The organism is Actinomadura sp. NTSP31 (assembly GCF_041951385.1).
In the GTDB taxonomy this organism is placed as follows: Bacteria; Actinomycetota; Actinomycetes; order Streptosporangiales; family Streptosporangiaceae; genus Spirillospora; species Spirillospora napierensis.
Map to the genome: position 1 here is coordinate 29,604 of NZ_JBGNUT010000049.1, position 26,300 is coordinate 55,903.

At 73.1% G+C, this 26,300-nt stretch carries 23 protein-coding genes; 11 read left to right on the forward strand and 12 right to left on the reverse strand.

Annotated features, from left to right (window positions below; all coding sequences use genetic code 11):
• Positions 1 to 3: 3 nt before the first annotated feature.
• The 4 genes from ACA514_RS45745 (at position 4) to ACA514_RS45760 (ending at position 5,350) form a co-directional block, all read left to right on the forward strand.
• Positions 4 to 555: a (2Fe-2S)-binding protein gene (locus ACA514_RS45745; RefSeq protein WP_375047788.1), complete on the forward strand. Its 552-nt coding sequence runs from the start codon at positions 4 to 6 to the stop codon at positions 553 to 555.
• Positions 552 to 1,526 (forward strand): FAD binding domain-containing protein, encoded by a 975-nt coding sequence (locus tag ACA514_RS45750; protein WP_375047789.1) that lies wholly within the window; start codon positions 552 to 554, stop codon positions 1,524 to 1,526. The genes ACA514_RS45745 and ACA514_RS45750 overlap by 4 nt, the downstream gene beginning before the upstream one ends.
• Positions 1,523 to 3,580, forward strand: coding sequence for a xanthine dehydrogenase family protein molybdopterin-binding subunit (locus ACA514_RS45755; protein ID WP_375047790.1), 2,058 nt, complete (start codon positions 1,523 to 1,525; stop codon positions 3,578 to 3,580). The genes ACA514_RS45750 and ACA514_RS45755 overlap by 4 nt, the downstream gene beginning before the upstream one ends.
• Positions 3,581 to 3,703: 123 nt before the next feature.
• Positions 3,704 to 5,350 carry an L-lactate permease gene (locus ACA514_RS45760; RefSeq protein WP_375047791.1) on the forward strand — a complete coding sequence of 549 codons (1,647 nt, stop codon included), beginning with the start codon at positions 3,704 to 3,706 and terminating at the stop codon, positions 5,348 to 5,350.
• 1 nt (position 5,351) lies between these two features.
• On the opposite strand, the gene ACA514_RS45765 is transcribed toward ACA514_RS45760, so the two are convergent.
• The gene (locus ACA514_RS45765; protein ID WP_375047792.1) at positions 5,352 to 5,597 is read right to left on the reverse strand and encodes a DUF2630 family protein; all 246 of its coding nucleotides are present in this window, start codon (positions 5,595 to 5,597) and stop codon (positions 5,352 to 5,354) included.
• A gap of 64 nt (positions 5,598 to 5,661) precedes the next feature.
• Here ACA514_RS45765 and ACA514_RS45770 point away from each other — a divergent pair, with 64 nt between their 5' ends.
• Positions 5,662 to 6,141, forward strand: coding sequence for an STAS domain-containing protein (locus tag ACA514_RS45770; RefSeq protein ID WP_375047793.1), 480 nt, complete (start codon positions 5,662 to 5,664; stop codon positions 6,139 to 6,141).
• A 5-nt stretch (positions 6,142 to 6,146) separates the two neighbouring features.
• Here ACA514_RS45770 and ACA514_RS45775 read toward each other — a convergent pair whose 3' ends face one another.
• The 7 genes from ACA514_RS45775 to ACA514_RS45805 all read right to left on the reverse strand — a co-directional run bounded on the left by ACA514_RS45775 (position 6,147) and on the right by ACA514_RS45805 (position 13,113).
• Positions 6,147 to 6,677: a nuclear transport factor 2 family protein gene (locus ACA514_RS45775; RefSeq protein ID WP_375047794.1), complete on the reverse strand. Its 531-nt coding sequence runs from the start codon at positions 6,675 to 6,677 to the stop codon at positions 6,147 to 6,149.
• 63 nt (positions 6,678 to 6,740) lie between these two features.
• Positions 6,741 to 7,412 carry a hypothetical protein gene (locus ACA514_RS45780; RefSeq protein WP_375047795.1) on the reverse strand — a complete coding sequence of 224 codons (672 nt, stop codon included), beginning with the start codon at positions 7,410 to 7,412 and terminating at the stop codon, positions 6,741 to 6,743.
• Positions 7,413 to 7,463: 51 nt separating this feature from the next.
• Entirely contained in the window at positions 7,464 to 8,210 is a 747-nt protein-coding gene (locus tag ACA514_RS45785; RefSeq protein ID WP_375047796.1) for an arginase family protein, read from the reverse strand.
• A gap of 61 nt (positions 8,211 to 8,271) precedes the next feature.
• On the reverse strand, positions 8,272 to 9,024 hold the full coding sequence (locus ACA514_RS45790) for a succinate dehydrogenase/fumarate reductase iron-sulfur subunit (protein WP_375047797.1): 753 nt from the start codon (positions 9,022 to 9,024) through the stop codon (positions 8,272 to 8,274).
• Positions 9,025 to 9,026: 2 nt separating this feature from the next.
• On the reverse strand, positions 9,027 to 10,964 hold the full coding sequence (locus tag ACA514_RS45795; RefSeq protein ID WP_375047798.1) for a fumarate reductase/succinate dehydrogenase flavoprotein subunit: 1,938 nt from the start codon (positions 10,962 to 10,964) through the stop codon (positions 9,027 to 9,029).
• A 2-nt stretch (positions 10,965 to 10,966) separates the two neighbouring features.
• Complete coding sequence (locus ACA514_RS45800; protein ID WP_375047799.1) at positions 10,967 to 11,656, reverse strand: succinate dehydrogenase cytochrome b subunit; 690 nt, start codon at positions 11,654 to 11,656, stop codon at positions 10,967 to 10,969.
• 224 nt (positions 11,657 to 11,880) lie between these two features.
• Entirely contained in the window at positions 11,881 to 13,113 is a 1,233-nt protein-coding gene (locus ACA514_RS45805) for a PP2C family protein-serine/threonine phosphatase (protein ID WP_375047800.1), read from the reverse strand.
• 349 nt (positions 13,114 to 13,462) lie between these two features.
• Here ACA514_RS45805 and ACA514_RS45810 point away from each other — a divergent pair, with 349 nt between their 5' ends.
• Both ACA514_RS45810 and ACA514_RS45815 read left to right on the forward strand, forming a co-directional pair.
• Entirely contained in the window at positions 13,463 to 15,154 is a 1,692-nt protein-coding gene (locus ACA514_RS45810) for an ABC transporter transmembrane domain-containing protein (protein WP_375047801.1), read from the forward strand.
• A gap of 52 nt (positions 15,155 to 15,206) precedes the next feature.
• Positions 15,207 to 16,955, forward strand: a complete 1,749-nt coding sequence (locus ACA514_RS45815) for an ABC transporter ATP-binding protein (protein ID WP_375047802.1) — start codon at positions 15,207 to 15,209, stop codon at positions 16,953 to 16,955.
• A gap of 21 nt (positions 16,956 to 16,976) precedes the next feature.
• Here the strand turns inward: ACA514_RS45815 and ACA514_RS45820 are convergent, their stop codons facing one another.
• Positions 16,977 to 19,058 carry a prolyl oligopeptidase family serine peptidase gene (locus tag ACA514_RS45820; protein WP_375047803.1) on the reverse strand — a complete coding sequence of 694 codons (2,082 nt, stop codon included), beginning with the start codon at positions 19,056 to 19,058 and terminating at the stop codon, positions 16,977 to 16,979.
• A 177-nt stretch (positions 19,059 to 19,235) separates the two neighbouring features.
• On the opposite strand from ACA514_RS45820, the gene ACA514_RS45825 reads away from it, so the two are divergent.
• From ACA514_RS45825 to ACA514_RS45840, 4 genes are all read left to right on the forward strand, one after another.
• On the forward strand, positions 19,236 to 20,687 hold the full coding sequence (locus ACA514_RS45825; RefSeq protein WP_375047804.1) for a protein kinase: 1,452 nt from the start codon (positions 19,236 to 19,238) through the stop codon (positions 20,685 to 20,687).
• Positions 20,688 to 20,768: 81 nt separating this feature from the next.
• On the forward strand, positions 20,769 to 21,668 hold the full coding sequence (gene mshB / locus ACA514_RS45830) for an N-acetyl-1-D-myo-inositol-2-amino-2-deoxy-alpha-D-glucopyranoside deacetylase (protein WP_375047805.1): 900 nt from the start codon (positions 20,769 to 20,771) through the stop codon (positions 21,666 to 21,668).
• Between the two features lie 21 nt (positions 21,669 to 21,689).
• Positions 21,690 to 22,193, forward strand: coding sequence for a DUF6113 family protein (locus ACA514_RS45835; protein ID WP_375047806.1), 504 nt, complete (start codon positions 21,690 to 21,692; stop codon positions 22,191 to 22,193).
• Between the two features lie 78 nt (positions 22,194 to 22,271).
• Positions 22,272 to 22,727, forward strand: a complete 456-nt coding sequence (locus ACA514_RS45840) for a flavin reductase family protein (protein WP_375047807.1) — start codon at positions 22,272 to 22,274, stop codon at positions 22,725 to 22,727.
• 22 nt (positions 22,728 to 22,749) lie between these two features.
• Here ACA514_RS45840 and ACA514_RS45845 read toward each other — a convergent pair whose 3' ends face one another.
• From ACA514_RS45845 to ACA514_RS45855, 3 genes are all read right to left on the reverse strand, one after another.
• Positions 22,750 to 24,366, reverse strand: a complete 1,617-nt coding sequence (locus ACA514_RS45845) for a DHA2 family efflux MFS transporter permease subunit (RefSeq protein WP_375047808.1) — start codon at positions 24,364 to 24,366, stop codon at positions 22,750 to 22,752.
• A complete protein-coding gene (locus ACA514_RS45850) occupies positions 24,363 to 25,013 on the reverse strand; it encodes a PadR family transcriptional regulator (RefSeq protein ID WP_375047809.1) in 651 nt (216 codons plus the stop codon). The genes ACA514_RS45845 and ACA514_RS45850 overlap by 4 nt, the downstream gene beginning before the upstream one ends.
• 98 nt (positions 25,014 to 25,111) lie before the next feature.
• Positions 25,112 to 26,119 (reverse strand): LCP family protein, encoded by a 1,008-nt coding sequence (locus ACA514_RS45855; RefSeq protein WP_375047810.1) that lies wholly within the window; start codon positions 26,117 to 26,119, stop codon positions 25,112 to 25,114.
• Between the last annotated feature and the right edge of the window lie 181 nt (positions 26,120 to 26,300).

Sequence of the window (26,300 nt, forward strand, 5' to 3'; positions counted from 1 at the left end):
GTCATGGACAGCGAAGTCACCCCGGTGCACACCGAGATCACGCTGGTCGTGAACGGGACCGAGCACCGGCTCCGCGTCGACACCCGCGCCTCGCTGCTGGACACGCTGCGCGAGGACCTCGGACTGACGGGCTCGAAGAAGGGCTGCGACCACGGCCAGTGCGGGGCCTGCACCGTCCTGCTGGACGGCCGGCGGGCGAACGCGTGCCTGGCGCTGGCCGTCGCGCACGACGGCGCCGAGATCGTCACCGTGGAGGGGCTCGCCGAGGACGGGCGGCTCAGCGCCGTCCAGGAGGCGTTCATCGAGCAGGACGCGTTCCAGTGCGGCTACTGCACGCCCGGCCAGCTCTGCTCCGCGACGGCCGTCCTCGACGAGGCGGACCAGGGCTGGCCCAGCGCGGTGACCGAGGACCTCAGCGCCGATCCCGTCCTCGACGACGACGAGATACGCGAACGGATGAGCGGCAACCTCTGCCGGTGCGGCGCGTACACGGGCATCGTCAAGGCGGTACGCGAGGCGTCGCGGAAGACGCGGACGGAGGCCACCAAGGCATGAGGCCCTTCGTGTACGAGCGCGCCACCAGCGCCGACGACGCCGTGCAGCGGCACAACGACGGCGCCTACTACCTGGGCGGCGGGACCAACCTCGTGGACCTGATGCGGCTCGGCGTCGAGGAGCCGTCCCGCCTCGTCGACGTCTCGCGCCTTCCCTACGGCGAGATCGAGCTGCGCCCGGACGGGAGCCTGCTCATCGGCGCCGCCGTCAGCAACAGCGACCTCGCGGCGGACCGGACGGTGCGCGAGAGCCATCCCGTGCTGGCGCAGGCGGTCCTGGCGGGGGCGTCCGGCCAGATCCGCAACCTCGCGACGGTCGGCGGCAACCTGCTTCAGCGCACGCGTTGCTCCTACTTCCAGGACGCCGACAAGCCGTGCAACAAGCGCGACCCGGGCAGCGGCTGCCCGGCCCGCGAGGGCGAGCACCACAACCTCGCGATCCTCGGCCATTCCGAGGCGTGCGTGGCGACCCACCCGTCCGACATGGCGGTGGCCCTCGCCGCGCTCGACGCGATCGTCCACGTCCAGGGCCGCGATGGCGAGAAGGCGATCCCCGTCGCGGACCTGCACCGGCTGCCCGGCACCGAGCCGCAGCGCGACACGGTCCTGGAGAACGGCGACCTCATCACGGCGGTGGAGGTGCCGCCGCTGGACATCCCGTCCCGCTACCGCAAGGTCCGCGAGCGCGCCTCGTTCGCGTTCGCGCTGGTGTCGATCGCGGTGGCGCTCGACGTGGAGGGCGGCACGGTCCGGGACGTGCGGATCGCGCTGGGCGGCGTCGCGCACAAGCCGTGGCGGGCGCGCCGCGCCGAGGAGACGCTGCGCGGCGCCCCGGCGATCGGCGAGGAGTTCCAGCGCGCCGCCGAGGTGGAACTGGACCTGGCCGAGCCGCTGCGCGACAACGCCTACAAGGTGCCGCTCGCGCGCAACCTGATCGTCCGGACGCTGACCGAGCTGGGGGAGCAGTCATGACCGACCGGCTGGAGAGCCGCGAGAAGGTCACCGGGGCGGCCCGCTACGCCTACGAGTACCCGCTGGAGGACCCCGCGTACGCCGCCGCAGTGCAGGCGACGATCGCCAAGGGCGAGATCACGGCGGTGGACGCGGAGGCGGCGCTGAAGATCCCGGGCGTCCTCACCGTCCTGTCCTGCGAGAACGCGCCGCACCTGCACGACGTCGCGGACCGGGAGCTGGCGCTGTTCCAGTCCCGGACGGTGGCGTACCGGGGCCAGTTCGTCGCGGCCGTCGTCGCCGAGACGCTCGACATCGCGCGGGAGGCGGCCCGCCACGTCCGCATCACCTACGTGTCCGAACCGCACGACGTACGGCTCAGCGCGGACCACCCGGGCCTGTACAAGCCCGACAAGGTGAACCCGGCGTTCCCCGCCGACACCGAGCAGGGCGACCCGGAAGCGGCCTACAACGACTCCGCCGTCCGCGTGGACGCCACGTACACGACGCCGGCCGAGCACAACAACCCGATGGAGCCGCACACGACCGCGGCGCAGTGGAACGACGACGGCACCCTCACGCTGTACGACTCCACGCAGGGCTCCTCCTCGACGCGGGACATGATCGCCCAGGTCTTCGGCCTCGACAAGACCCACGTACGCGTCATAGCGCCGCACGTCGGCGGCGGTTTCGGCTCCAAGGGGACGCCGCGCCCGAACGTGGTGCTCGCGGCGATGGCGGCGGGAGCGGTGCGCCGCCCGGTGAAGTTCGCCGTGCCGCGCCAGCAGATGTTCGCCACCACCGGCTACCGGACGCCGACGATCCAGCGGTTCCGGCTCGGCGCCGACGCCGACGGGACGCTGAACGCGATCGTCCACGAGGTGTTCGAGCAGTCCTCGACGGTCCGCGAGTTCGCGGAGCAGACCGCGACCCCGACGCGCGTGGTGTACCGGGCGGGCAACCGCCGCACCTCGCACCGGCTGGCCCGCCTCGACGTCCCGACGCCGTCGTGGATGCGGGCGCCCGGCGAGACGCCCGGCATGTTCGCGCTGGAGTCGGCGATGGACGAGCTGGCCTTCGCCGCCGGAGTCGACCCCGTCGAGCTGCGGATCCGCAACGACACCGACCGCGAGCCCGAGAGCGGGCTGCCGTTCAGCTCCCGCAACCTCGTCGCGTGCCTGCGCGAGGGCGCCGACCGGTTCGGCTGGGAGCACCGCGGCCCCGAGCCGGGCGTCCGCCGGGAGGGCCGCAAGCTCGTCGGGATGGGCGTCGCCGCGTCCACCTACCCCGCCTACATGCGGCCGAACAAGGCCACGGCGCGCGTCGACGCGGACGGGCGGTTCACCGTGCGGATCGCCGCCGCCGACATCGGCACCGGCGCCCGCACCGCCCTCACGCTGATCGCCGCCGAGGCGCTCAAGGCCGACGCCGACCGGGTGACGGTCGAGATCGGCGACAGCTCCCTGCCGGACGCGACCGTCGCGGGCGGCTCCGCCGGGACCGCGAGCTGGGGCACCGCGGTCGTCCGCGCCTGCGAGTCGTTGCGCGGCAAGATGAACGGCTCCGTGCCGCCCGGCGGGCTGGAGGCGTCCGCCGACACCGCCGAGGAGATCAAGGCCCGCGACGCGTACGCCCGGCACGCGTTCGGCGCGCAGTTCACCGAGGTGGAGGTGGACGCCGACACCGGCGAGGTCCGGGTCCGCCGGATGCTCGGCGTGTTCGCCGCCGGGCGGATCATCAACCCCAAGACCGCGCGGTCGCAGTTCATCGGCGGCATGACGATGGGGATCGGCATGGCGCTGATGGAGGAGAGCGTCATGGACGACCGGTTCGGCGACTACGTGAACCGCGACCTCGCCCAGTACCACGTGCCGGCCTGCGCCGACGTCCGCGACATCGACGCGGCGTGGGTGGAGGAGTCCGACCCGCACCTGAACCCGATGGGGTCGAAGGGCATCGGCGAGATCGGCATCGTCGGCGCCGCCGCGTCGGTCGCCAACGCCGTGCACCACGCGACCGGGGTCCGCGTCCGCGACCTGCCGATCACCCCGTCCCGGCTGCTCCCGCTGCTCTGAGTCCGCGGGACGGCCTTCGGCGGGCACTGACTGATTGAAAAGTTCACCATCAATGTGAGGCAGGCCACACCAGGGGGTATCGATCGTTCACTCGGGGGCCGCTCCTACTCGCGAGGTGATCCCGTGTACCGACAGGTCCTCGATCCCGTCGCCGATTCGCTCGGCTGGAGTTCCCTGGTCGCCGCGCTGCCGCTGGCGGTGCTGTTCGTCCTGCTCGGCGGCGTCCGGATGCGCGCCTGGCTGGCCTCCCTGATCGCCCTGGCGGTGTCCCTGGCCATCGCCGTCTGGACGTACGGGATGCCGGTGGGGCAGGCGCTCCTGGCCGGCAGCGAGGGCGCCGCGTTCGGCTTCTTCCCCATCCTGTGGATCGTCATCAACGCGCTCTGGGTCTACAACATGACCGTCGCGACCGGGCACTTCGACGTGCTGCGCCGCACGTTCGCGCAGGTCAGCGACGACCAGCGGCTGCAGGCGATCCTGATCGCGTTCTCCTTCGGCGCGCTGCTGGAAGCGCTTGCCGGGTTCGGCACCCCCGTCGCGGTCACCTCCGTGATGCTGATCGCGCTCGGCTTCCCGCCGCTGAAGGCCGCCGTCCTCGCCCTCACCGCCAACACCGCGCCGGTCGCGTTCGGCGCGATGGCCACGCCGATCCTCACCCTCGGCAAGGTCACCGGCGAGTCCAGCGACACCCTCGGCGCCATGGTCGGCCGGCAGACCCCGATCCTCGCGGTGTTCGTCCCGCTCGTCCTGGTGCTGATCGTCGACGGCCGGCGCGGCGTCCGCGAGACCTGGCCGACCGCGCTGTTCTGCGGCGCCGCGTTCGGCGCCGCGCAGTACGTCACCGCCAACTTCGTCTCGGTGCCGCTCGCCGACGTCGTCGCCTCGCTGGTGTCGGCCGCCGCGGTCGTCCTGGTCGTCCGGCTGCGCCGCCCGCACGCCCCGGCCCGCCCGGTGATCGCCGGCGGTTCGGCGGACGAGCCGACCCCCGAGTTCGCCGCCCGCGCCGGGCGCGGCGAGGCCCCCGCCGACTCGCGGGCCGACATCGCCCGCGCCTACGCCCCGTACGCGATCATCATCGCGGTGTTCGTCGTCTGCCAGATCGACCAGGTCAAGGACTGGCTGAACGGCGCCACGCAGACGGTCGGCTGGCCCGGCCTGCACATCACGGGCGCGTCCGGCAAGCCGTCGACGCTGCCCACCTTCACCTTCAACTACTTCACCACGCCCGGCACCCAGATGCTCGTCGCCGGCCTCATCACCATGGTGGCGCTGCGCGTCGGCGCCGTCCGGGCGCTGCGCGCCTACGGCACCACGCTCGTGCAGCTCCGCTGGGCGATCGTCACCGTGATGGCCGTGCTGGCGCTCGCGTTCGTGATGAACGCCTCCGGGCAGACCGTCACCCTCGGCACCTGGATGGCCGGCGCGGGCGGCGCCTTCGCCGTGCTGTCCCCGGTCCTCGGCTGGCTCGGCACCGCCGTCACCGGGTCGGACACCTCGTCGAACTCCCTGTTCGGCGCCCTGCAGATCACCGCCGCGGACAAGGCCGACCTGTCGCCGGTCCTGATGGCCGCCACCAACAGCTCCGGCGGCGTCCTGGGGAAGATGGTGTCACCGCAGAACCTCGCGATCGCCGCGGCCGCCGTGGGCCTGGACGGCCGCGAGGGCGACATCTTCCGCCGCGTCGTGCTGTGGAGCCTGCTGTTCCTGGCGGGCATGTGCGTCCTGTCGGGCCTGCAGTCGACCGCCGTCCTGTCGTGGATGGTGCCCTGAACTACTGGCGGTAGCCCTCGACCTCGCCGGCGGGGCGGACGTGCGCGTCGTCGGGGTTCTGCCCGGCGTCGATCCTGGCGCGCCGCTGGCGCAGCAGGTCCCAGCACTGGTCGAGGGCCACCTCCAGTTCCCGCAGCCGCTGCCGGGCGTCCTCGCCGCCGGTCTCGGCCCGTTCGTGCGCCTGCCGCAGCGCGTGCTCCTCGTCGATGAACTCGTTGATCCGTTCGAGGATCGCCTTCTCGTCCATGAAAAGCCTCCCGATGACGGTTTTCCCGCGTGGTGGGAACCAGAAGGTGTCAACAGGTGAGATCGTGGCATATACGGGCGTGCCCGCGGTAGGCGGCGCCCCGGTCCCGAAGGGCGAGGAGCGGATGACGGTCTGGCGGATCACCGGCGGGGAGGGCGGGCCCGGCGGCCCGCGCCCGGAGCGCACCGCTCCCCGCTACGACGTCGTCGAACTCGACACCCCGCTGCTGCGCATCGAGGGCGCCGCGGACGCGCCCTGGCTGCGCGTGTCCGGTGAGGTCGACGTCTCCAACGCCGGCGACCTGAAGCGCGCCCTGCGCTCCGCCCGCGCCCGCGTCGACGGCGACCTGCACCTCGACCTCGCCGGCGTCGACTTCATCGACGTCGCGGGCCTGCGCGCGTTCACCCTGACCGCCCGCGACCTCGCCGAACGCGGCGGGCTGCTCGTCCTGCACTCGGTGTCGGCGCACATCGACAAGCTGGTCCGGCTGATCGGCTGGGACGCCGTTCCCGGCCTCGAACTGCACTGCCGCCTCCGCCCCTGACCCGGTCAGGAGGCGGCGAGGCGGCGCATGGCCTCCTGCCGTTCCGGCGGGACGAGCGGCGGCTTGCCGGCCGTCCACGCGACGTCCAGGGCGACCGCGCGGAACCGCCAGCCCTCCGGGGTCCGGACGGCCTCCGCGTCGTAGTGGCCGCCTGACACGAACGTCTCGCCCAGGCGGTCGGCGCGGGCCTCCTGCGTGGACGCGAGGTGCACATGGGTGTGGACGGCGCTCCACCGCACCGTGGCCCGGTCGCCGTCCAGCGCGATCTGCGGGATGCCGGCCAGGTGCTGCGTGCGCCCGAAGTTGTCCATGGTGAGGTCCATCACCTCGTCGGCGTGCCCCGTGTAGGCGCCGACGGGGTAATGGAACTCGACGTCCTCGGTGAACAGGTCCCGCGCCCACGCGCCGTCGAACGGGTGGGCCCGCGGGTCCCGCTGGCGGTCGTCGATCGAGGCGAAGAACCGCGCGACCAGCTCGGTGAGCTCCGCGCGGTCGGCCAGCGCCGCCACCCTGCCGGTCAGGTCCTCGTCGTTCATCGTCTTCTCCTTCTTCCGGGAACACGACCAACGCTAGGGACGCCCCGACCGGCCGGGCATCCGTCAACCGACCGGTCCGCCGGCGGCCCGCGCGGGCGTCTCGACGGCGCCGCGCCCGGTGGGCAGCGACCGGACCCAGGCGGGCGTCCGCGTCTCCTTGACCGAGACGCGGACGCGCCGGTACGCGGCGGCCTCGCACGTCCGGTTCTGCGCGATGACCTCCTTGTAGAACCACTCCGACGCGATCACCGCGATGACGTCGGCGGAGTCCCGCAGCGCGTCCCGGAGAGCGCCGGCCTCCAGCAGCCGGAACGGCAGGTTGATCGCGCTGCCCGCCACGCCGTGGCGGTCGTAGTGCACCTCCCCGGCGTGCATCGCGACCCGGAGCCGGACGCGGGCGCCGGGCGCGGCGGCCCCGTTGTGGCGTTCGAGGCACGCCGCCAGCCTCGCCGGGAACGCCCCGGCGAGGTGCTCCTTCGGCACGGCGGGGTCGACGAGGATCAGGGCGCCGTCGCCCCGGTCCTCGTAGGCGACGTGCTCAGCGGGCACCCGGGACCCGGCGAACGCCTTGTCCAGGGCGCGGAACATGGCGTCGCGGACGGTGAGCTGGTCCGGGTTCGCCCGGCGGCCGAACTTCTCGACGTCCACGCAGACGATCGACCGGTGCAGGGCGAACGACACTCCGGCAGTACCGTGCAGTTGCTCATGCTGATGCACTGTCTTATGCACGTGCATGACGAGCATGGTAGGGCACGCGGTGCCGCGCGGCCCAGGCTTTCCGGCGCGTCAGGACGCGAGGAGGGCGGCCAGCAGGCGGGTGCGGACGGGGGTGTCGGCGGCCTGCGGCGGGTGCCAGGGGCAGGCGATGTCCAGGGCGGCGACGCGGCCGGTGGCCTTCACCCGCCGGACGGCCGCGACGACGGCGTCGAAGGACGGGCCGCCGCCGACCGGGAACTTCAGGCCCGGCAGGTCGGCCTTGTCGACCACGTCCACATCGATGTGCAGGACGAGCGGGCCGTCCGGCAGGTCGATGTCGTCCACGGGGCAGCGGCGCACCCGGGAGGAGGCGAGGAACTCGGCCTCGGCCGGGTCGAGGTCGCGGGCGTCCACCAGGACGGCCCGCTCCTCCGGCAGCGGCCGCAGGCCCAGCCGGGACGACAGCAACTCGGGGTGGTCGCCGAGGATCTGCCGCAGCGGCATCCCGCCGATGTACCCGGACGTGGTCGTCTCCGGCGTCTGGACGTCCCCGTGCGCGTCGAACCACACGATCGAGGCGTCCACTCCGGCGCGCTGCACGCCCGCGAGGACGGCCTCGGAGACCAGGCAGTCGCCGGAGACCACCGACGGGACGGTTCCGTTCGAGACCTGCGCGGCGACCTCGGCGGCCACGGGCTCGTAGAGCGCGGCGATCCGCGTCCACACGTCGCCGTCGGGGAACTCGCGGCCGACCGTGACCACCTCCGCCTCGGGGAGCGGGAACGTCGTGCCGGGGAGGCGTTCGTCCTGGTGGTAGGGGACCAAGGTAATCGTCATGCGCACACATTAGAGCGGCCCCGCCCGGTACGCCGGGCGGGGCCGTGGCCTGCGGTGACCGTCAGCGCTTCCTGCCGCCGGCGGTCGCCTTCAGGTAGTCGCGGTTCAGGTTGCCGATCACGTCGAGCGGGATGCCCTTCGGGCACGCGACGGTGCACTCGCCGGTGTTGGTGCAGCCGCCGAAGCCCTCCTCGTCGTGGGTGTCCAGCATCGACACGACGCGGTCCCAGCGCTCCGGCTGGCCCTGCGGCATGAGGCCGAGGTGGGTGACCTTCGCGCCGAGGAACAGCGACGCCGAGCCGTTCGGGCAGGCCGCGACGCAGGCGCCGCAGCCGATGCACTCGGCGGCCTCGAACGCGCGGTCGGCGTCCGGCTTCGGGACGGGCGTGGAGTGCGCCTCCGGGGCGGTGCCGGTCGGCGCGCTGATGTACCCGCCGGACTGGATGATCCGGTCGAACGCGGACCGGTCCACCACGAGGTCCTTGACGACCGGGAACGCCTTGGCGCGCCACGGCTCGACGTCGATGACCTCGCCGTCCTTGAACTTGCGCATGTGCAGCTGGCAGGTGGTGGTGCGCGCCTCGGGGCCGTGCGGGGTCCCGTTGATGACCAGCGAGCACATGCCGCAGATGCCCTCGCGGCAGTCGTGGTCGAACGCCACCGGCTCCTCGCCGCCCGCGATGAGCTTCTCGTTGAGGACGTCCAGCATCTCCAGGAACGAGGCGTCCGAGGAGATGTCGTCGAGCTCGTACTCGACCATCCTCCCCTTGTCCTGGGGGCCGCTCTGGCGCCAGACGCGCAGTGTGAGCTTCATGATTACTTGTACGACCTCTGCGTCGGGTGGACGTATTCGAAGTTCAGGTCCTCCTTGTGGAGGACGGGCTGCTCGCCCTCGCCGGCCCATTCCCAGGCGGCGACGTAACCGAAGTTCTCGTCGTCGCGCTTGGCCTCGCCGTCCTCGTCCTGGCTCTCGGCGCGGAAGTGGCCGCCGCAGGACTCGGTGCGGTGCAGGGCGTCGATCACCATCAGCTCGGCGAGCTCGAAGAAGTCGGCGACGCGGCCGGCCTTCTCCAGCTGCTGGTTGAGCTCCTCGCCCTTGCCGGTGACCTTGACGCGCGTCCAGAACTCGTCGCGGAGGGCCGGGATCAGCTCCAGCGCCTTGCGCAGGCCCTCCTCGGTGCGCTCCATGCCGCAGTACTCCCACATGATGTGGCCGAGCTCGCGGTGGAAGGAGTCGACGGAGCGGTCCCCGTCGATCGACAGGAGCTTCTCGATGCGCGAGGCGACCCGCTCCTCGGCCTCGGCGACGGCCTTGTCGTCGACCGGCGGGAGGGAGTTGCGGGCGATGTAGTCGTTGATGGTGTTCGGCAGCACGAAGTAGCCGTCGGCGAGGCCCTGCATCAGCGCGGACGCGCCGAGCCGGTTCGCGCCGTGGTCGGAGAAGTTCGCCTCGCCGATCACGAACAGGCCGGGGATGGTCGACTCCAGGTCGTAGTCGACCCACAGGCCGCCCATCGTGTAATGCACGGCGGGGTAGATGCGCATCGGCGTCTCGTACGGGTTCTCGCCGGTGATGCGCTCGTACATCTCGAAGAGGTTGCCGTACTTGGCCTCGACCGTGTCGCGGCCCAGCCGCTCGATCGCGTCGGCGAAGTCGAGGAAGACGCCGAGGCCGCCGGGGCCGACGCCGCGTCCCTCGTCGCAGACGTTCTTGGCGGCCCGGGACGCGATGTCGCGGGGGACCAGGTTGCCGAAGGACGGGTAGATGCGCTCCAGGTAGTAGTCGCGCTCGTCCTCGGGGATGTCGGACGGCCTGCGCGCGTCGCCGGCTTTCTTCGGCACCCACACGCGGCCGTCGTTGCGCAGCGACTCCGACATCAGCGTCAGCTTCGACTGGTGGTCGCCGCTGACCGGGATGCAGGTCGGGTGGATCTGGGTGTAGCAGGGGTTGGCGAACAGGGCGCCGTGCCGGTGCGCGCGCCACGACGCGGTGACGTTCGAGCCCATCGCGTTCGTGGACAGGAAGTACACGTTGCCGTAGCCGCCGGACGCCAGCACCACCGCGTCGGCGGTGTGGTGCTTGATCTCGCCGGTGATCAGGTTGCGGACGACGACGCCGCGGGCCCGGCCGTCCTCCATGATCAGGTCGAGCATCTCGTGCCGCGGGTGCAGCTCCACGTTCCCGGCGTCGACCTGGCGCATCAGCGCCTGGTAGGCGCCGAGCAGCAGCTGCTGGCCCGTCTGGCCGCGGGCGTAGAACGTGCGGGACACCTGCGTGCCGCCGAACGAGCGGTTGTCGAGCAGGCCGCCGTACTCGCGGGCGAACGGCACGCCCTGCGCGACGCACTGGTCGATGATCTGCGTGGAGATCTCGGCGAGCCGGTGCACGTTGGACTCGCGGGAGCGGAAGTCGCCGCCCTTGACCGTGTCGTAGAACAGCCGGTGCACGCTGTCGCCGTCGTTGCGGTAGTTCTTCGCGGCGTTGATGCCGCCCTGCGCGGCGATCGAGTGGGCGCGGCGCGGGCTGTCCTGGAAGCAGAACTGGACGACGTGGTAGCCGGCCTCGCCGAGGGTGGCGCCGGCCGAGCCGCCGGCCAGGCCCGTGCCGATGATGATGATCTTCTTCTTCCGGCGGTTCGCCGGGTTGACCAGCTTGGCCTCGAACTTGCGGGTCGTCCAGCGGTCCTCGATCGGGCCCTTGGGCGCCTTGGCGTCGGCGATCGGCTCGCCGGACTTGTAGAAGCTGTCGCTCATTGTCAGCTCACCCATCCGAAGGTGACGGAGATCGGGACGGCGATGAAGCCGAGGGTCACGACCCCGGCGACGCCGCCGGCGAGCACGCGCAGCGCGCCGTTGCTGCGGGGGCTGCGCAGGCCGAGGGTCTGGAACGCGCTCCAGATGCCGTGGTTGAGGTGCAGGCCGACCAGCAGCACCGCCAGGACGTACCAGACGGTGATGTACCAGCGGGAGCCGTCGAAGTCGGCGATGACCCGGTCGTAGGGGGTCGCGTCGGAGCCCAGCGGGTTCACCGCGAAGAAGGTGAGGTCCAGCAGGTGCCAGATGATGAACAGCGCGACGACGATGCCGCCGTACCGCATCGTGTAGGTGGCGTAGCCCTGCGCGTGCGACTTCTTCTTCGACTGGTACTTGACGGGCCGGGCGTGCGCGGCGCGCTTGCCGAGCGACACCGCCGACCAGATGTGCAGGACGACCGAGACCGTCAGCACGATCTCCAGGAGCGTCAGCAGCACGCGGTGCGGCAGGGCCGGCTCGCCCATCGTGCGCAGCCAGTGCGCGTAGTGGTCGAAGTCCCCGGCGCCGAGGAAGATCTTCAGGTTGCCGATCATGTGCGCGATGAGGAACAGCACCAGGATGGCGCCGGTCACGGCCATGACGGCCTTCTTGCCGACGGTCGATCGGTAGATCGCAGGTATCGCTATAGCCACGTCGCGAACGCTATGTCCAATTTGGACAAGAGCGCCAAGTCATCAGCGCACTCATTCTGATAGCCGCAGGCTATGAACCGAGCAGGGACGGGCATCGCCGCCGCCGGGGCCGCGGATGATCGTGAGTGACCTCACAGGGGGTCCGGGAACTCGTCCGCACGGTGACGCAGACGACATTGACCGGTCGCCGCCGGTGTGCGGTCAGGACGCGGCGGTGGCGAAGATCACGACGCCGTGGCCTGCCGGGACAGCAGCAGCACGGCCAGGTCGTCGGTCAGGGCGTCGCCGTTGAGGCGCTCCACCTCGGTCACCAGCTCGTCGATCAGCGTCCGCCCGGTGGCGCCCCGGCCGCGCGCCCCGCGCGCCAGCTCCACCAGGCCGTCGGTGCCGAGCCGGGTGGAGCCCGCGCCGACCCGTCCCTCGATCAGGCCGTCGGTGTAGAGCATCAGCCCCCACGACTCGCCGAGGTCGATCTCCGTCGTCGGCCACTCCGCGCCCGGCACCAGGCCGAGCGCCGGGCCGTGCGCGTACTCCGGCAGCGCGGCGACCTCGAAGCCGGCGCCGGCCTCCTCGCGGAACAGCAGCGGCGCGGGATGACCGGCCAGGTGCATCCGCGCGGTGCGGCGCGACGGCGCGATCGTGATCATGCAGAGGGTGGTGAAGATCTCCTCGCTGCGCCGCTCGTGACCGAGGACGGTGTCGAGCGTGCCGAGCAGCTGCTCGCCGGTGTGCCCGGCCAGCACCAGCGTCCGCCACGCCATCCGCAGCTGGACGCCGAGCGCGGCCTCGTCCGGGCCGTGCCCGGCCACGTCGCCGATCATCAGGTGCACCGCGCCGCCCTCGGTCTGCACGGTGTCGTAGAAGTCGCCGCCCAGCAGCGCCCGCCGCCGGCCGGGCCGGTAGCGGGTGTGGTGCCGCAGCGACGGGTCGTCGATCAGCGGGACGGGCAGCAGCCCGCGCTCCAGCCGCGCGTTCTCGCGGCCCAGGATGCGCGCCTCCACCAGCCGCCGCTCGGTCTCCTCCGACCGCTTGCGCTCTATGGCGTAGCGCACCGCGCGGGCCAGCAGCGGACCGTCGACCTCCTGCTTGACCAGGTAGTCCTCGGCGCCGGCGGCGACCGCTCGGACCCCGAGGCCCGCGTCGTCCAGCCCGGTCAGCACCACCACCGCGGCCGTCCCGGACATGTCCAGCACCTCCCGCAGCCCCTCCAGCCGGTCGATGCCCGGCGCGGACAGGTCCACGATGATGCACTGGGTGCGGCGGGTCAGCCGGCGCCGCGCGGTGGGCAGGTCCGCCGCGACGGTGATCAGCGCGTCCAGGCCGCTGTCGGCGAGCATCTTCTCGACCATCAGCACGTCGGAGGGGTCGTCGTCGATCAGGAGCAGGTCGACCCGGTCCTGGACGGCGGACGTGGCCCCTGGCGTGAAGGGATGCGTCTGGTGACTGATAGTGCTCACTAAGCTTCCGGAGAACTCGGGGCTGGCGACGGCACTGGCAACGGCCGGACCGTTCCGGTTATTCCTGCGACGGCAGGACGCAAGGGCCGGACCGCACCGGGGGAGCGGCATCTGCGTAGCCGCCGGAGTCCCGGCTCGAGGAGCGGAGGAGCATCGCTCCGTGCCCTCCGACCTTAGCGTGTCCTCACCTTTGCGCGCACCCCTGTGATCGTCCGTCAGGCGGGTCCCGGACGGCCCGGAAACCCCCTCCGGCGCGCCGGCCCGCGGCCGGCCCGCCGCCGTGCGGCCGCTCGGGCGGCGGCCAGAAAATCGTTCGAACTCGGCGGGGCCGGCCGCATATCTTCGTCCGGTGAAACCGTTGCCGGAGAAAGATCCAGGCAGCCCGGACCACAGATCCCCCGCCCGGTACCTGCTGTGGCTGCTGCGCGCCGAGTGGCGCGGCGTGCTGGCCGGCTGCCTGCTCGGCGTCGGCTGGATGCTCAGCCAGGCGCTGATGCCCGCCGCGATCGGCCGCGCCATCGGCGACGGCGTCGCCGGCCGCGACGACGGCGCGCTCGCCGCCTGGACGGGCGTGCTGCTGGTCCTCGGCGGCGTGCAGGCCGCGACCGGTGTCCTCAGGCACCGGCGCGCGGTGTTCCTGTGGCTGTCGTCGGCCTACCGGACCGTCCAGATCGTCACGCGGCACGCCACCCGGCTCGGCGCGACGCTGCCGAAGCGGCTCGGCGCGGGCGAGGTCGTGAGCATCGGGCTGTCCGACGTCGCGCACCTCGGCGACGTCGTCGACATCGTGTGCCGCGGCTCCGGCGCCGTCGTCGCGATCGTCGTGGTCGCGGCCGTGCTGCTGGTGACGGCGCCGAAGCTCGGCCTGATCGTGCTGGTCGGCGTCCCGCTGGTGCTGCTGCTCGCGGCGCCGCTGCTGCGCCCGTTCCGCGAGCGCGAGGAGGTGCACCGCGAGCTCGTCGGCGAGCTGAACGGCCGCGCCACCGACCTGGTGGAGGGGCTGCGGATCCTGCGCGGCATCGGCGGCGAGCGGCTGTTCTCCGGCCGGTACCGCGGCGTGTCCGGCCGGGTCCGCGACGCCGGTGTGGCCGCGGCCCGCGCCGAGTCCCGGATCTCCGGGGCCGAGGTGCTGCTGCCCGGCCTGCTGATCGCCGCCGTGACCTGGGCGGGCGCCCACTACGTGGAGCGCGGCGAGATCGGCGTCGGCGACCTGGTGTCCTGCTACGGCTACGCGGTGTTCCTGATCGTCCCGCTGCGGACGATCGGCGAGGCCGCCGGCAAGGTCACCAAGGGCCTGGTGGCGGCGCGGCGGGTCGTCCGGCTGCTCGACCTGGAGCCGGCACCGGACGGCGGCGCCGCCCGCCCGGCCGGGCCCGCCGAGCTCGTCGACATCGCGTCCGGGCTGGTGGTGCGGCCCGGCCGGGTCACCGCGATCGCCGCCGCGCAGCCGCGCGACGCGCAGGCCATCGCCGACCGGCTCGGCCGGTACGCGCCCGGGGACGTCGACTTCGCCGGCGTCCCGCTGCGCGAGGTCGCCGGCCTGCGCCGCCGCGTGCTGGTCGCGGTCAACGAGGACCGGCTGTTCTCCGGCCCCCTCGCCGAGGCCCTCGCGCCGCCCGGCACGTCCCCGGCCGTACTGGACCGGGCCCTGCGCGCGGCGTCCGCCGAGGACATCGCCGCCGCGTCCAGCCTGGACCGGCACGTCGCCGAGGCGGGACGGGAGTTCTCCGGCGGGCAGCGGCAGCGGCTGCGGCTGGCCCGCGCGCTCGCCGCCGACCCGGAGGTGCTGGTCCTCGTGGAGCCGACCAGCGCCGTCGACGCGCACACCGAGGCGCGCATCGCCGAGCGGCTCGGCGAGGCGCGCGCGGGCCGCACCACCGTCGTGTGCACGACCAGCCCGCTGATGCTGGACCGCGCCGCGCACGTCGCGTTCGTCGAGGACGGGCGGGTCGTCGCCGAGGGCCTGCACCGCGACCTGATGCTGTCCGAGCCGCGCTACGCCGCGGCCGTCACCCGCGGGGAGGGCGTCCCGCAGCCCTGACGCCGGGGTCCGCCGAACCACCGAACACGAAGCACGGAAGGCCCGAGGAAACGTGAGCACCGAGATCCTGCCGGTCGCGGAACCCGCGCAGGTGCGGACGTACGCGCAGCGCATCGCGCTGCGGCATCCGCGCGCCCTCGCCGGGACGCTGGCGCTGCACGGGCTCGCCGCTGCGGCCGGCCTCGTCGCGCCCCGGCTGCTCGGCGACCTGGTCGAAGGCGTCGGCGACGGCACCGCCCACATCGACACCGCCGCGCTCGCCATCGCCGCCTTCGTGATCGTCCAGGGCGTGCTGACCCGGTACGCCTACTTCACCTCCGCGCGGCTCGGCCAGCGCGTCCTGGCCGAGCTGCGGGAGGAGTTCGTCGACCGGCTGCTCGGGCTGCCGCTGTCGGCGGTCGAGCGGGCCGGCACCGGCGACCTGGTCACCCGCGCGTCCCGGGACGTCGACACGCTCGGCACCTCGCTGCGCGAGGCGGTGCCGGAGACCCTCGTCGCGATCGTCGTCGGCGCGTTCACCTTCGGCGCGCTGCTGCTCAACGGCCCGCTGGTCGCGCTGCCGTGCCTGGTGTCCGTCCCGATCCTGTGGGGCGTGATGCGCTGGTACCTGCCCCGCTGCCGGGACGGCTACCTGCGCGAGAACGCCTCGTGGGCGCTGATCGCCGACGGGCTCGCCGAGACCGTGCACGGCGCCCGGACCGTCGAGGCGTTCGGGCTCGCCGGCCGCCGGCACGCCCGCGGCGACGCCGACATCGCCCGCAGCTACGCCGCCGAGCGGTACACGCTGCGGCTGCGGACCGTCCTGTTCCCGGTCGCCGAGTTCGGGTTCGTGCTGCCCGTCGCCACGACGCTGTTCTTCGGCGGCCTGTTCTACGCGCACGGGATGGCCTCGCTCGCGCAGGTCACCGCCGCGACCCTGTACGTCCAGCAGCTGATCGAACCCGTCGACATGCTGCTGTCCCGGCTGGACGAGCTCCAGCTCGGCGGCGCGTCGCTGGCCCGGCTGCTCGGCGTCGGGAACGTCCCGCCGGACCGGGAGCCGGGGGAGCGGCGCCCGGACGGCGAGCGGCTCACCGCGCGGGACGTCCGCTACTCCTACCGGACGGGCCGCGACGTCCTGCACGGCGTGGACCTCGACCTGCGGCCGGGGGAGCGGCTGGCGATGGTCGGGCCGAGCGGCGCCGGGAAGTCGACGCTGGGCCGCCTGCTCGCCGGCATCGACGGTCCCCGCTCCGGCGCGGTCACGGTCGGGTCCGGCGCGCCCGTCCCGCTGGTCGAGCTGCCCATGGACGACCTGCGCGGCCATGTCGCGCTCGTCACCCAGGAGCACCACGTGTTCCGCGGCACGCTGCGCGAGAACCTGGCGATGGCCCGCCCGGACGCGTCCGACGCGCGGATCCGCGACGTCCTCGCGACCGTCGACTGGGACGGCCCGGACCTCGACGCCGAGGTCGGCGAGGGCGGCGCGGCGCTGTCGCCCGCGCAGGCGCAGCAGCTGGCGCTGGCCCGGCTCGTCCTCGCCGACCCGCACACGCTGGTGCTGGACGAGGCGACGTCGCTGCTCGACCCGCGCGCCGCGCGCCGGCTGGAGCGCACGCTCGCCGCCGTCCTGGACGGCCGGACCGTCGTGGCGATCGCGCACCGGCTGCACACCGCGCACGACGCCGACCGCGTCGCGGTCGTCGAGGACGGCCGGATCACCGAGCTCGGCACCCACGACGAGCTCCTCGCCGAGGACGGCTCCTACGCCGCCCTCTGGACGTCCTGGCACGGCCCCGAATCCCGCACCCCCGCGACCTGAACCGCGCTCACTCGCCGCGACTCAGCGAGCGAGGGCGGTCTTGAGGTACTCCACCTGGACCAGCAGGAGGTTCTCCGCGACGATCTCCTGCGGGGTCATGTGGGTGACGCCCGACAGCGGCAGGACGGTGTGCGGGCGGCCGGCGGCCAGCAGCGCCGACGACAGCCGCAGCGTGTGCGCGGCGACCACGTTGTCGTCGGCGAGCCCGTGGATGATCATCAGCGGGCGCTTCAGGTCGCCGGCCATCCCGATCAGCGAGTTCGCGGCGTAGGCCTCCGGCTCCTCGTCCGGGTGGCCGAGGTAGCGCTCGGTGTAGTGGGTGTCGTACAGCCGCCAGTCGGTGACCGGCGCGCCCGCGATGCCCGCGTGGAACACGTCCGGGCGGCGCAGCACCGCCAGCGCCGCGAGCCAGCCGCCGAACGACCAGCCGCGGATGCCGACCCGGTCCAGGTCGAGCGCGGCCGGGTGCACCCGCGCCGCCTCGATCAGCGCGGTGATCTGGTCCTCCAGCACCGGCTCGACGAAGTCGCCGCGGACCGCGCGGTCCCAGACCGGGCCGCGGCCCGGCGTGCCGCGGCCGTCCGCGATCACCACGGCGAAGCCCTGGTCGGCGAGCCACTGCGCCTCGCAGTACGCCCGCTGGACGGCCAGCACCCGCTGCGCGTGCGGGCCGCCGTAGGGGTCCATCAGGACGGGCAGCCGTCCGTCGCCGGGCTTCCAGCCGGTCGGCAGCACCACGGCGGTGCGGACCTCCCGGTCCCCGGCGCGCAGCAGCTCCACCCGCGGCGTGATCACCGGGGTCTCGGCGAGGGACGCGACCGGGTGGATGCCGGCCGGCTCGCGCACCTCCACCTCGGTGCCCGGACGGTCCAGCCGCGATCCGGTGACCACGGTCACACCGGCGGCCCGCACCCCGCCGAACACGCCCTGGCCCTCCGTCAGCCGGACGATCTCCCCGGCGTCGTAGGAGTAGAGGTGCACCTCGGTGGGCTCCTCCGAGGCGGTGAACAGGATCGACTCGCCCTCCACGCCGAGGATCGAGCGGACCTGGAGGCCCCCCGGCGTGACCGGCTTCCCGCCGACCGTGATGCGGCGGGTGTCGGTCTCGCGGTCCTCGGTGACCCACACGAGATCGCCCGCCCCGGTGTGCGCGGGCAGGCCGGGCACGATGTCGGTCCACACCGGGTCGTGCTCGTTGTGCACCAGCGACGTCTCCCCGTTGGACGGGTCGATCCGCAGCACCCGCTGGGACCGCTGGTCGCGCGGCTGCACGACGATCAGCAGGCCGTGCCGGTCCCAGGACGCGGTGACGACGTAGGGGAACATGCCGCGGTCCCACGCGACGCCGAGCCGGCCGCCGTCCACCTTCAGCAGGACCAGCGAGACGATCGCGTTCGGCGTGCCCGCCGCCGGATAGGCGATCTCGGCGGGCGTCCGGTCCGGGTTGGCGGGGTCGGCGATGTGCCAGCGCTGCACCGGCGTCTCGTCCACCCGCGCGACCAGCAGCGTTCCGCCGTCCGGTGACCACCAGTGGCCTCGCATCCGGCCCATCTCCTCGGCCGCGACGAACTCGGCGAGGCCGTAGGAGATCTGCTCCGACTCCGGCTGCACGAGCGCGCGGTCGTCCGAGCCGTCCATCTCGATCACCCGCAGCGTCCGCCCGGACACGTAGGCGACGCGGCGGCCGGCCGGGTCGGGGCGCGGGTCGAACACCGGCGCCTGCGCGGGCAGCTCCCTGACCTGCCCGGACCCGATGTCGGCGACGTAGAGCCGGCCGCCGAGGGTGAACACGGCCTGCCGCATCTCCCGGTCGGTGGCGTACCCGACGATGCCGCCCGCCTGCTCGCGCGCGCGCTCGCGGCGGGCCCGCTCCTCGGCGGGCAGGTTCTCCTCGCCCGGCACGTCCAGCGCGGCCGGGTCGGCGACGAGGCGCTCCTCGCCGGTGCCGGTCTCCAGCGTCCACAGGCAGGTCACCGGATCATCGCCCGCCCTGGTGCGCAGGAACGCCACGCGCGTCCCGTCCGGCGCGATCTGGAAGGCGCGCGGGACGCCGAGGGTGAAACGGCGGGTGCGGGCGCTCTGCCGCGGATAGCTGATGCTCATGGCATCCGAGTCTGCCAGCCTGCGAGCCTTTGCGAACGGCGGCGCGGCGCGGGGGCGCGGCCCTATGATGCCGGGCGGTCGTCGCGGCCGGGGAACGGCCGGTGGCCGTGCTCCCGCTCGCGTAAGCTCAAGACTTCCCCAAGCACATTTGTTCTCGCGGGTTTGAAGGAGTGGTCCATGCCGGAGCTGCAGCCGGGCGATCCCCGGCGGCTGGGCTCGTACGAGATCGTCGATAGGCTCGGCGAAGGCGGCCAGGGCGTCGTCTACGCGGGCGTCGACGCCTCGGGTAACAGGGCCGCCATCAAGCTGCTGCGCGCCGATCTGTCCGGCGACGCCGCCGCGCGCAACCGGTTCGTCCGCGAGGCGCAGGCCGCCAAGCAGGTCGCCCGGTTCTGCACCGCGCAGGTGCTGGAGGCCGACGTCGCGGGCGACCAGCCCTACATCGCCAGCGAGTACGTGCCGGGCCCGTCGCTGTACAAGCAGCTCACCGAGACCGGGCCGATCACCGGCGCGGCGCTGGACCGGCTGGCGATCGGCACCGCGACCGCCCTGGTGGCGATCCACCAGGCCGGGATCGTGCACCGCGACTTCAAGCCGCACAACGTGATCATGGCGCCGGACGGCCCGCGAGTGATCGACTTCGGCATCGCGCGGGCGCTGGACACCGGCCAGACCAACGCCACCAAGGCGATCGGCACGCCGTCCTACATGGCCCCCGAGCAGGTGGCGGGCGCGACCCTCACCGAGGCCGTGGACGTGTGGGCGTGGGCGACCACCATGGTGTTCGCCGCGACCGGGCACCCGCCGTTCGGCGACGACACCGTGGTCGCGGTGATCAACCGGGTGATGAACGAGCCGCCGTACCTGGAGGGCGTGCCCGCCGACCTGCACCGGCTGGTCGCGGCGTGCCTGGTGAAGGAGCCCGAGCGGCGGCCGACCGCGCAGCAGCTGATGATGGCGCTGATCGGCAGCGGGCCGGGCGGCGCCGGGCAGACCCGGATGGACGACCCCGGCCAGGCGACCACGATGCTCGCGGAGGGCTCCACGCTCGCCGCCGGCGCGGGCGCGGCCGCCGCCTTCGGCGCGCACCAGGGCGGGCCTCCCGGCGGCCGGACGCAGCGGGTCTCGCCCGCGAGCTACACCGGCACGCTGCCGCCCGTCCAGCAGCCGCCGTACCAGGGCGGCCGGCACACCGGCTACGACGACTTCGAGCCGCAGCGCCGGTCCAAGTGGCCGATCTTCGCGGCGGTCGCGGCGATCGCCGTGCTCGCGCTGGTCGTCGGCCTGTACATGGCGAACCGGGGCAACGACGAGACCCCGAACCCGGGCTCGTCCCCGACGGTCTCCGACTCCGCGACGACCTCCGACAGCCCGACCGAGGAGGAGCCCACCCAGGAGACGCCGACGACCCCGCGGACGCACCGGCCCACGCAGCTGCCGACGCGCCTCCCGACGAGTGAGGCGCCGACCAGGGAGACCCCGACCAGCGAGGCCCCGACCAGCGAGGCGCCGACCTCGCACTCGCCGACGGCGAACCCGACGAACACCGCGGGCGGCGGTGGCGGCGGAGGCAACGGCGGAGGCGGTGGCGGCACCGGTGCCGGCGGTGGCGGCGGAGGCGGCGACTGACCGCGCGCCCGCGGGGGCGTCGCGGTCCCCCGGGCAGGGCGGTCATCGCCGTGCCCGGGCAGCCTGAGTAGGCTCGTGACCATGAAGGAGCCGCGGATCCTGTTCGTCCACGCCCATCCGGACGACGAGTCCATCGGGACCGGGGCGACCATGGCCAAGTACGCCGCCGAGGGCGCCCACGTCTGTCTCGTCACCTGCACGCTGGGCGAGGAGGGCGAAGTCATCCCCGATGAGCTGCGCCACCTGGCCTCCGACAAGGAGGACCGCCTCGGCGAGTACCGGATCGGGGAGATGGCGGCGGCGGCCGCGGCGCTCGGCGTGCGCGACCACCGCTACCTCGGCGGTCCCGGCCGCTGGCGCGACTCGGGCATGATGGGCACCGCCACCAACGACGATCCGCGCTGCTTCTGGCGCGCCGACGTGGACGAGGCGGCCGGCGAGCTCGCGGAGACCATCCGGGAGGTCCGGCCGCACGTGATCGTCACCTACGACGAGCGCGGCAACTACGGGCACCCCGACCACATCCAGGCGCACCGCGTCACCTGGCGGGCGTTCGAGCTGGCCGCCGACCCGGCGTTCGCCGGCGGCGGCGAGCCGTGGCGGGCCGCGAAGATCTACGCCTACGCGACCCCGCGCACCGTCCTCGCCCGGGCGATCGCGGTGATGCGCGAGGCGAAGCTGCCGTTCGCGCGGGTCGCCGGGCTGGACGAGCTGGGCTCCGGCGTCCCGGACGGGCAGGTCACCACGGTCGTGGACGCCCGCGCGCACCTGCCCGCCAAGCTGGCCGCGCTGCGCGCGCACCGCACCCAGATCACGGTGGCGCCCGAGGAGGCCGGGCCGTTCTTCGCGCTGTCGAACAACCTCGGCCAGCAGGCGTTCGGCACCGAGTACTACATCCTCCAGGCGGGCGAGCTCGGCCCGGTCGGCCCCGGCCGCCGCGAGACCGACCTGTTCGCCGGGCTGCGCGACGCCGGGGCCTGATTCCCTCGATACGCTGAGGGCGTGGACGAGGACGACGAGGCCCGGGTGAGCCTGGCCAAGGACGACCCCGCCGCCGGTGCGGCGGGCGGCGCGTCCGCGGCGGGCTCGGGCGCGCGCGCGGAGGGGCCGCTGGAGTCCCTGGTGACGGGCGCGGCGTACGCGGCGCTCGGCCTGCTCGGCGGCGTCCTCGGCCTGGTCGGCTCGTACGCCCAGGAGTGGACGGCCGGGGACGTGCCGGTCACCTCGATCGTGCTGGCGCTGCTGGTGTACGCCATGGTCCGGCTGGCCGGCTGGGGGATGGGCGGCAAGATCGGCGCCGCGGTGCCGGCAGTGGCCTGGGGCGTCGTGGTGATAGTGATGTCCATGCAGCGCGCGGAGGGGGACCTGGTCGTTCCGGGAACGCTCGCGGGGTATGTGTACATCATCGGCGGCATGGTGGCCGCGGGGATCGCGGTGGCGCGGGTCCCGTCGCCCGGCCCACCCGGGCAGTGGCTCACCGGGAGGGCGGCGCGTACCCGCGGGTAGGGAGCTCGGTAGGGTGTGCGCCTTGTGAGCGGCGACAAGGGGGACCCTGGGGTTGATCCCGGGCTTTTCCGACAGGTGGTGGGCAGGTTCGCGACGGGCGTCGCGATCGTGACGAGCGTGGTGGACGGCACCGACCACGCCATGACCGTGAACGCGTTCGCCTCGGTGTCGCTGGACCCGCTGCTGGTCATGTTCTGCCCCGAGAAGATCGCGCGCTTCCACGACCTCGCGCTCGACGCCGGCGAGTGGGCGGTGTCGGTGCTGGCCGAGGAGATGCGGGACGCCTCGCAGTGGTTCGCGACCCGCGGCCGCATGCTGGACGGCCAGCTGCAGGGCTGGGAGCACGTCCGCGGCCCGGTCACCGGCGCCGCGATCTTCAAGAACGCCGTCGCCGCGCTCGAATGCCGCACCCACGCCGTGCACGACGCCGGCGACCACAGCATCGTCGTCGGCGAGGTCCTCAGCCTGGACGTCCCGTCCCCCGACGCCCGCCCCCTGATCTTCTACGAGGGCGACTACCACGGGCTGGACTAGCCCGTGGCAGTCGCCTTTCGGGTCAGGTGTTGGCCGCGGCCGGAGCGGGGTCGGTCTTGCCGGCCGCGGGGGTGGAGCGGTAGCCCTTGACGCCGAGGCAGGCGGCGGCGCTCGCCAGGACGACGACGATCGGCAGGATCATCGTCGGCTTCAGGGCGTGCACGAAGCCGTGCGTGAAGACCTGGCCGGCCACCTGCTGGACCTGGTGCACCACGCTCTGCGGGACGCCCGGCGGCAGCTTCTGCTGGGTGCCGGTCTGGCCCGCGCCGACCTCCAGGCCGCCCTTGGCGGCGCCGGCGAAGCCCTTGACGAAGCCGGGCCGCACGTCCGGCGGGAGCGCCGCCGCGCGGGTCGCGGCCTCGCTCTTGAGCGACGAGGCGAGCTGGTTCTGCAGGACGGCGCCGACCGCGGCGCTGCCGAGCACGGAGCCGATCTGCCGGACGGTGTTGTTCACGCCGGACGCGGCGCCCGCCAGGTGGGGCGGGACGTGCCGGGTGGCCTCGGTGGCCATCGGCGCGAACACCCCGCCGATGCCGAACCCGGCGACGACGAGCGCGGGGATGAACGCGGTCCAGCCCGTCCCGACCTCGGCGACCAGCACCAGCCACAGCATGCCGATCGCGTAGAGGGTGAGGCCGCCCATCAGGATGAACTTGCCGCCGATGCGGTCCGACAGCTTGCCGGCGACCGGCGCGAGGAACATCGACACGACCGAGGACGGCGCCATCACCAGGCCGGCCTTGAGGGCGCTGAACCCGAGCACGGACTGCATGTAGATCGTCATCGGCAGGAACATGCCGATCATGCCGATCGACACGGCGGCGCCGACGAAGTTGAGGATCGTGAAGTTGCGGTCGCGGAACAGCGAGAACGGCACCAGCGGCTCGCGGTCCTGCTGCGTCCGCTGGTAGAGGTAGAAGATCGCGAAGAGCGCGAGGCCGGCCGCGATGAGGCCCCAGATGCCCTCGTTCCAGTCGTACTTCTGGCCCTCGGTGAGCGCGAACGTCAGGCAGAACAGGCCGGCGGAGGCGAGCAGGACGCCGGCGATGTCGAAGCGGTGCCGCACCGTGGGGGTGTGGCCGGGCAGGATCGGCACGGCCATGGCCAGCACGATGATGCCGATCGGCAGGTTCACGAAGAAGATCCACCGCCAGTCGAGGCTGGTGACCAGCAGGCCGCCGATGGTCGGGCCGGCGATGGTGGACACGCCCGCGACCCCGCCCCAGATACCGAGCGCGGCGCCGCGCCGTTCGGCCGGGAACACGCTGATGATCATCGACATGGTCTGCGGCATCAGCAGCGCGGCGCCGAGGCCCTGCACGGCGCGGGCCGCGATCAGCTGGGCCGGGTCCTGCGAGACGCCGCACGCCAGGCTGGACAGCGTGAACAGCGTGACACCGGCGATGAACAGGTTCTTCTTGCCGAACAGGTCGCCGAGGCGGCCGGCGGTGATGAGCAGGACGGCCAGCACCAGGATGTAGGCGTTGACCACCCAGAGCACCTCGTCCAGCGAGGCGTCCAGCTTGTCGATCATGCTCGGGATCGCGATGTTCACGATCGTCAGGTCGAGCAGCGTCATGAAGAAGCCCAGGGAGAGCGTCAGCAGGATCGCCCACGGGTTCCCGCGCCATTTGCTCATGGTGCCCCCTTGTCGATGCGGCGGGTGTGGTAGTCGGTGCAGTGTTCGTGCTGGTGGGGCGAGTGACAGGAGGTCACGTCCGCGTCGTCGGCCCAGGTCAGCCGTCCGGACTCCAGGTCCTCGGCGAGGCTCTGGACGAATTCCAGCTCGCTGCGGAACCGGGCGATCGACCATTCCTGGTCGAGCAGCTTGTAGCGCTCCAGCCCGCGCTTGCGGAGCGACTCGTTGGCGGCCTGGTTGCCGACGAGCAGCAGCTCGAGCGCGATGGCCCGGGTCCGCAGCTGCCGGGCGACCTCGGCCTCCGGCAGCAGGTTGACGAACGCCAGCCCGGTGCCGAACAGCGGGAACTCCTCGACGGGCTTGGCCAGCAGCTCGGCGAGGCGGATGTGCGCGGCGTCGCGTCCGGCGCTGGTGACCGCGTAGACGGTGCGCTCGGGCCGGCGGCCCTCGCGGCTGGTCTCCAGCGGCTCGATCAGCCCGGCGGACGCCAGCCGCTCCACCGAGTGGTACAGCGAACCGTGCGTGATCTTGACGGCCTGGTCGTAGGCGTGGTCGCGGATGCGCTGCTGCATCTCGTACGGGTGCATGGGCCCGTCGCACAGCATGCGCAGCACGGTGAGCGCGAGCGGTGTGAGGGGTCGGGACATGGCGCGACCTTCTTGGTCGAAGTCGATTAGTCCACGTAGACTAATCCATCTAGACCTTGGTCGTCATATCGTTTTGATGCCCGACTTATCCGTACAGGTCAGCGCACGGTTCCGACCGTGTTCGCCGCGCCGTTGCGGGCCACGAACTCCCCGACCCGGTCGTTGCGGACGTCGGCGAACAGCTCGCCGCCCGCCGCCCCGTCCAGCAGCACCACGCTCTGCCCGTGCCGCGACGCGAACCGGTCGACCGGCGCCGTCAGGTACTCCAGCAGCGGCGTCTTCAGCAGCCGCGCCGCCAGCCCGCGCAGCGTCCCCGACGTCACCGAGTCGTCCACGGTCACCGAGTGCGTCGCCGCCCGGATGAACCGGTCGAGCTTGAGCGGGTTGCGGGTGTCGAGCGCCTTGTCCGCCAGCGCGTGCAGGAACGCCTGCTGCCGCTTGATCCGGTCGAGGTCGCCGCCGGGCAGGTTCCAGCGCTGCCGGACGAAGTCGAGCGCCTCGACGCCGTCCAGGTGCTGGTGCCCGGCGGGCCAGACCCGGTTGTGCATCGGGTCGTAGGTGCGCTTGGCGACGGTGACGTCGACGCCGCCGAGCGCGTCGGTCATCTTCACGAACCCGCCGAAGTCCAGGGACGCGTAGTGGTCGACGCGCACGCCGCTCAGCTTCTCCACCGTCCGGATCAGCAGCTTCGGCCCGCCGTAGGAGAACGCCGCGTTGACCTTCCCGCTGCCGTGCCCGGGGATCGGTACCCAGCTGTCCCGCGGGATCGCGATCACCGACACCCGGCCGTCCCGCCCCGACAGGTGCACCAGCATGACGGTGTCGGACCGGGCGCCCATCGACGGCATGTCCGAACGCCGGTCCGACCCGATCAGCAGCCAGTTCTCGCCGCGCCCGGTCGAGGCCGGCCGGCCGCTGCGCTCCGGCATCGCGCCCGCGATCCGCTTGACGCCGTCGTCGTAGGCGTTCTGCAACAGGTAGGCGCCGCCGCCGAGCAGCAGCAGCGCGGTCACCGCGAGCCCGCCGCAGCCGATGAGCACCCGCCGCCGCCTGCGTCCGGACGGCTTCTTCTCGGGGGCGTCCTGCGCGGACGGCTTGGCCTGCATGCGCACACCCTCCCCCCGCGCGCCCCCGCGTCCCCGCCCGACAGACGGCCCCGAGCCAAATCCTGTGCTCGATTTGCAGCCCCTATTGCCTGACCACGCCGCCTTCGATGCCGGCTGAACACGCATACGGAAGACCAGACCTCAGCCACACCACGGGCGAGCACGCGGAGCGAGTGCAGCG

Excerpts from the sequence above, each read along its gene's own strand:
- ACA514_RS45745 (WP_375047788.1), top strand. The coding sequence starts at position 4 with ATGGACAGCGAAGTCACCCCGGTGCACACCGAGATCACGCTGGTCGTG.
- ACA514_RS45750 (WP_375047789.1), top strand. The coding sequence starts at position 552 with ATGAGGCCCTTCGTGTACGAGCGCGCCACCAGCGCCGACGACGCCGTG.
- ACA514_RS45755 (WP_375047790.1), top strand. The coding sequence starts at position 1,523 with ATGACCGACCGGCTGGAGAGCCGCGAGAAGGTCACCGGGGCGGCCCGC.
- ACA514_RS45765 (WP_375047792.1), bottom strand. The coding sequence starts at position 5,597 with ATGGACGAGAAGGCGATCCTCGAACGGATCAACGAGTTCATCGACGAG.
- ACA514_RS45775 (WP_375047794.1), bottom strand. The coding sequence starts at position 6,677 with ATGAACGACGAGGACCTGACCGGCAGGGTGGCGGCGCTGGCCGACCGC.
- ACA514_RS45780 (WP_375047795.1), bottom strand. The coding sequence starts at position 7,412 with ATGCACGTGCATAAGACAGTGCATCAGCATGAGCAACTGCACGGTACT.
- ACA514_RS45785 (WP_375047796.1), bottom strand. The coding sequence starts at position 8,210 with ATGACGATTACCTTGGTCCCCTACCACCAGGACGAACGCCTCCCCGGC.
- ACA514_RS45790 (WP_375047797.1), bottom strand. The coding sequence starts at position 9,024 with ATGAAGCTCACACTGCGCGTCTGGCGCCAGAGCGGCCCCCAGGACAAG.
- ACA514_RS45795 (WP_375047798.1), bottom strand. The coding sequence starts at position 10,964 with ATGAGCGACAGCTTCTACAAGTCCGGCGAGCCGATCGCCGACGCCAAG.
- ACA514_RS45820 (WP_375047803.1), bottom strand. The coding sequence starts at position 19,058 with ATGAGCATCAGCTATCCGCGGCAGAGCGCCCGCACCCGCCGTTTCACC.
- ACA514_RS45825 (WP_375047804.1), top strand. The coding sequence starts at position 19,236 with ATGCCGGAGCTGCAGCCGGGCGATCCCCGGCGGCTGGGCTCGTACGAG.
- mshB (WP_375047805.1), top strand. The coding sequence starts at position 20,769 with ATGAAGGAGCCGCGGATCCTGTTCGTCCACGCCCATCCGGACGACGAG.
- ACA514_RS45845 (WP_375047808.1), bottom strand. The coding sequence starts at position 24,366 with ATGAGCAAATGGCGCGGGAACCCGTGGGCGATCCTGCTGACGCTCTCC.
- ACA514_RS45850 (WP_375047809.1), bottom strand. The coding sequence starts at position 25,013 with ATGTCCCGACCCCTCACACCGCTCGCGCTCACCGTGCTGCGCATGCTG.
- ACA514_RS45855 (WP_375047810.1), bottom strand. The coding sequence starts at position 26,119 with ATGCAGGCCAAGCCGTCCGCGCAGGACGCCCCCGAGAAGAAGCCGTCC.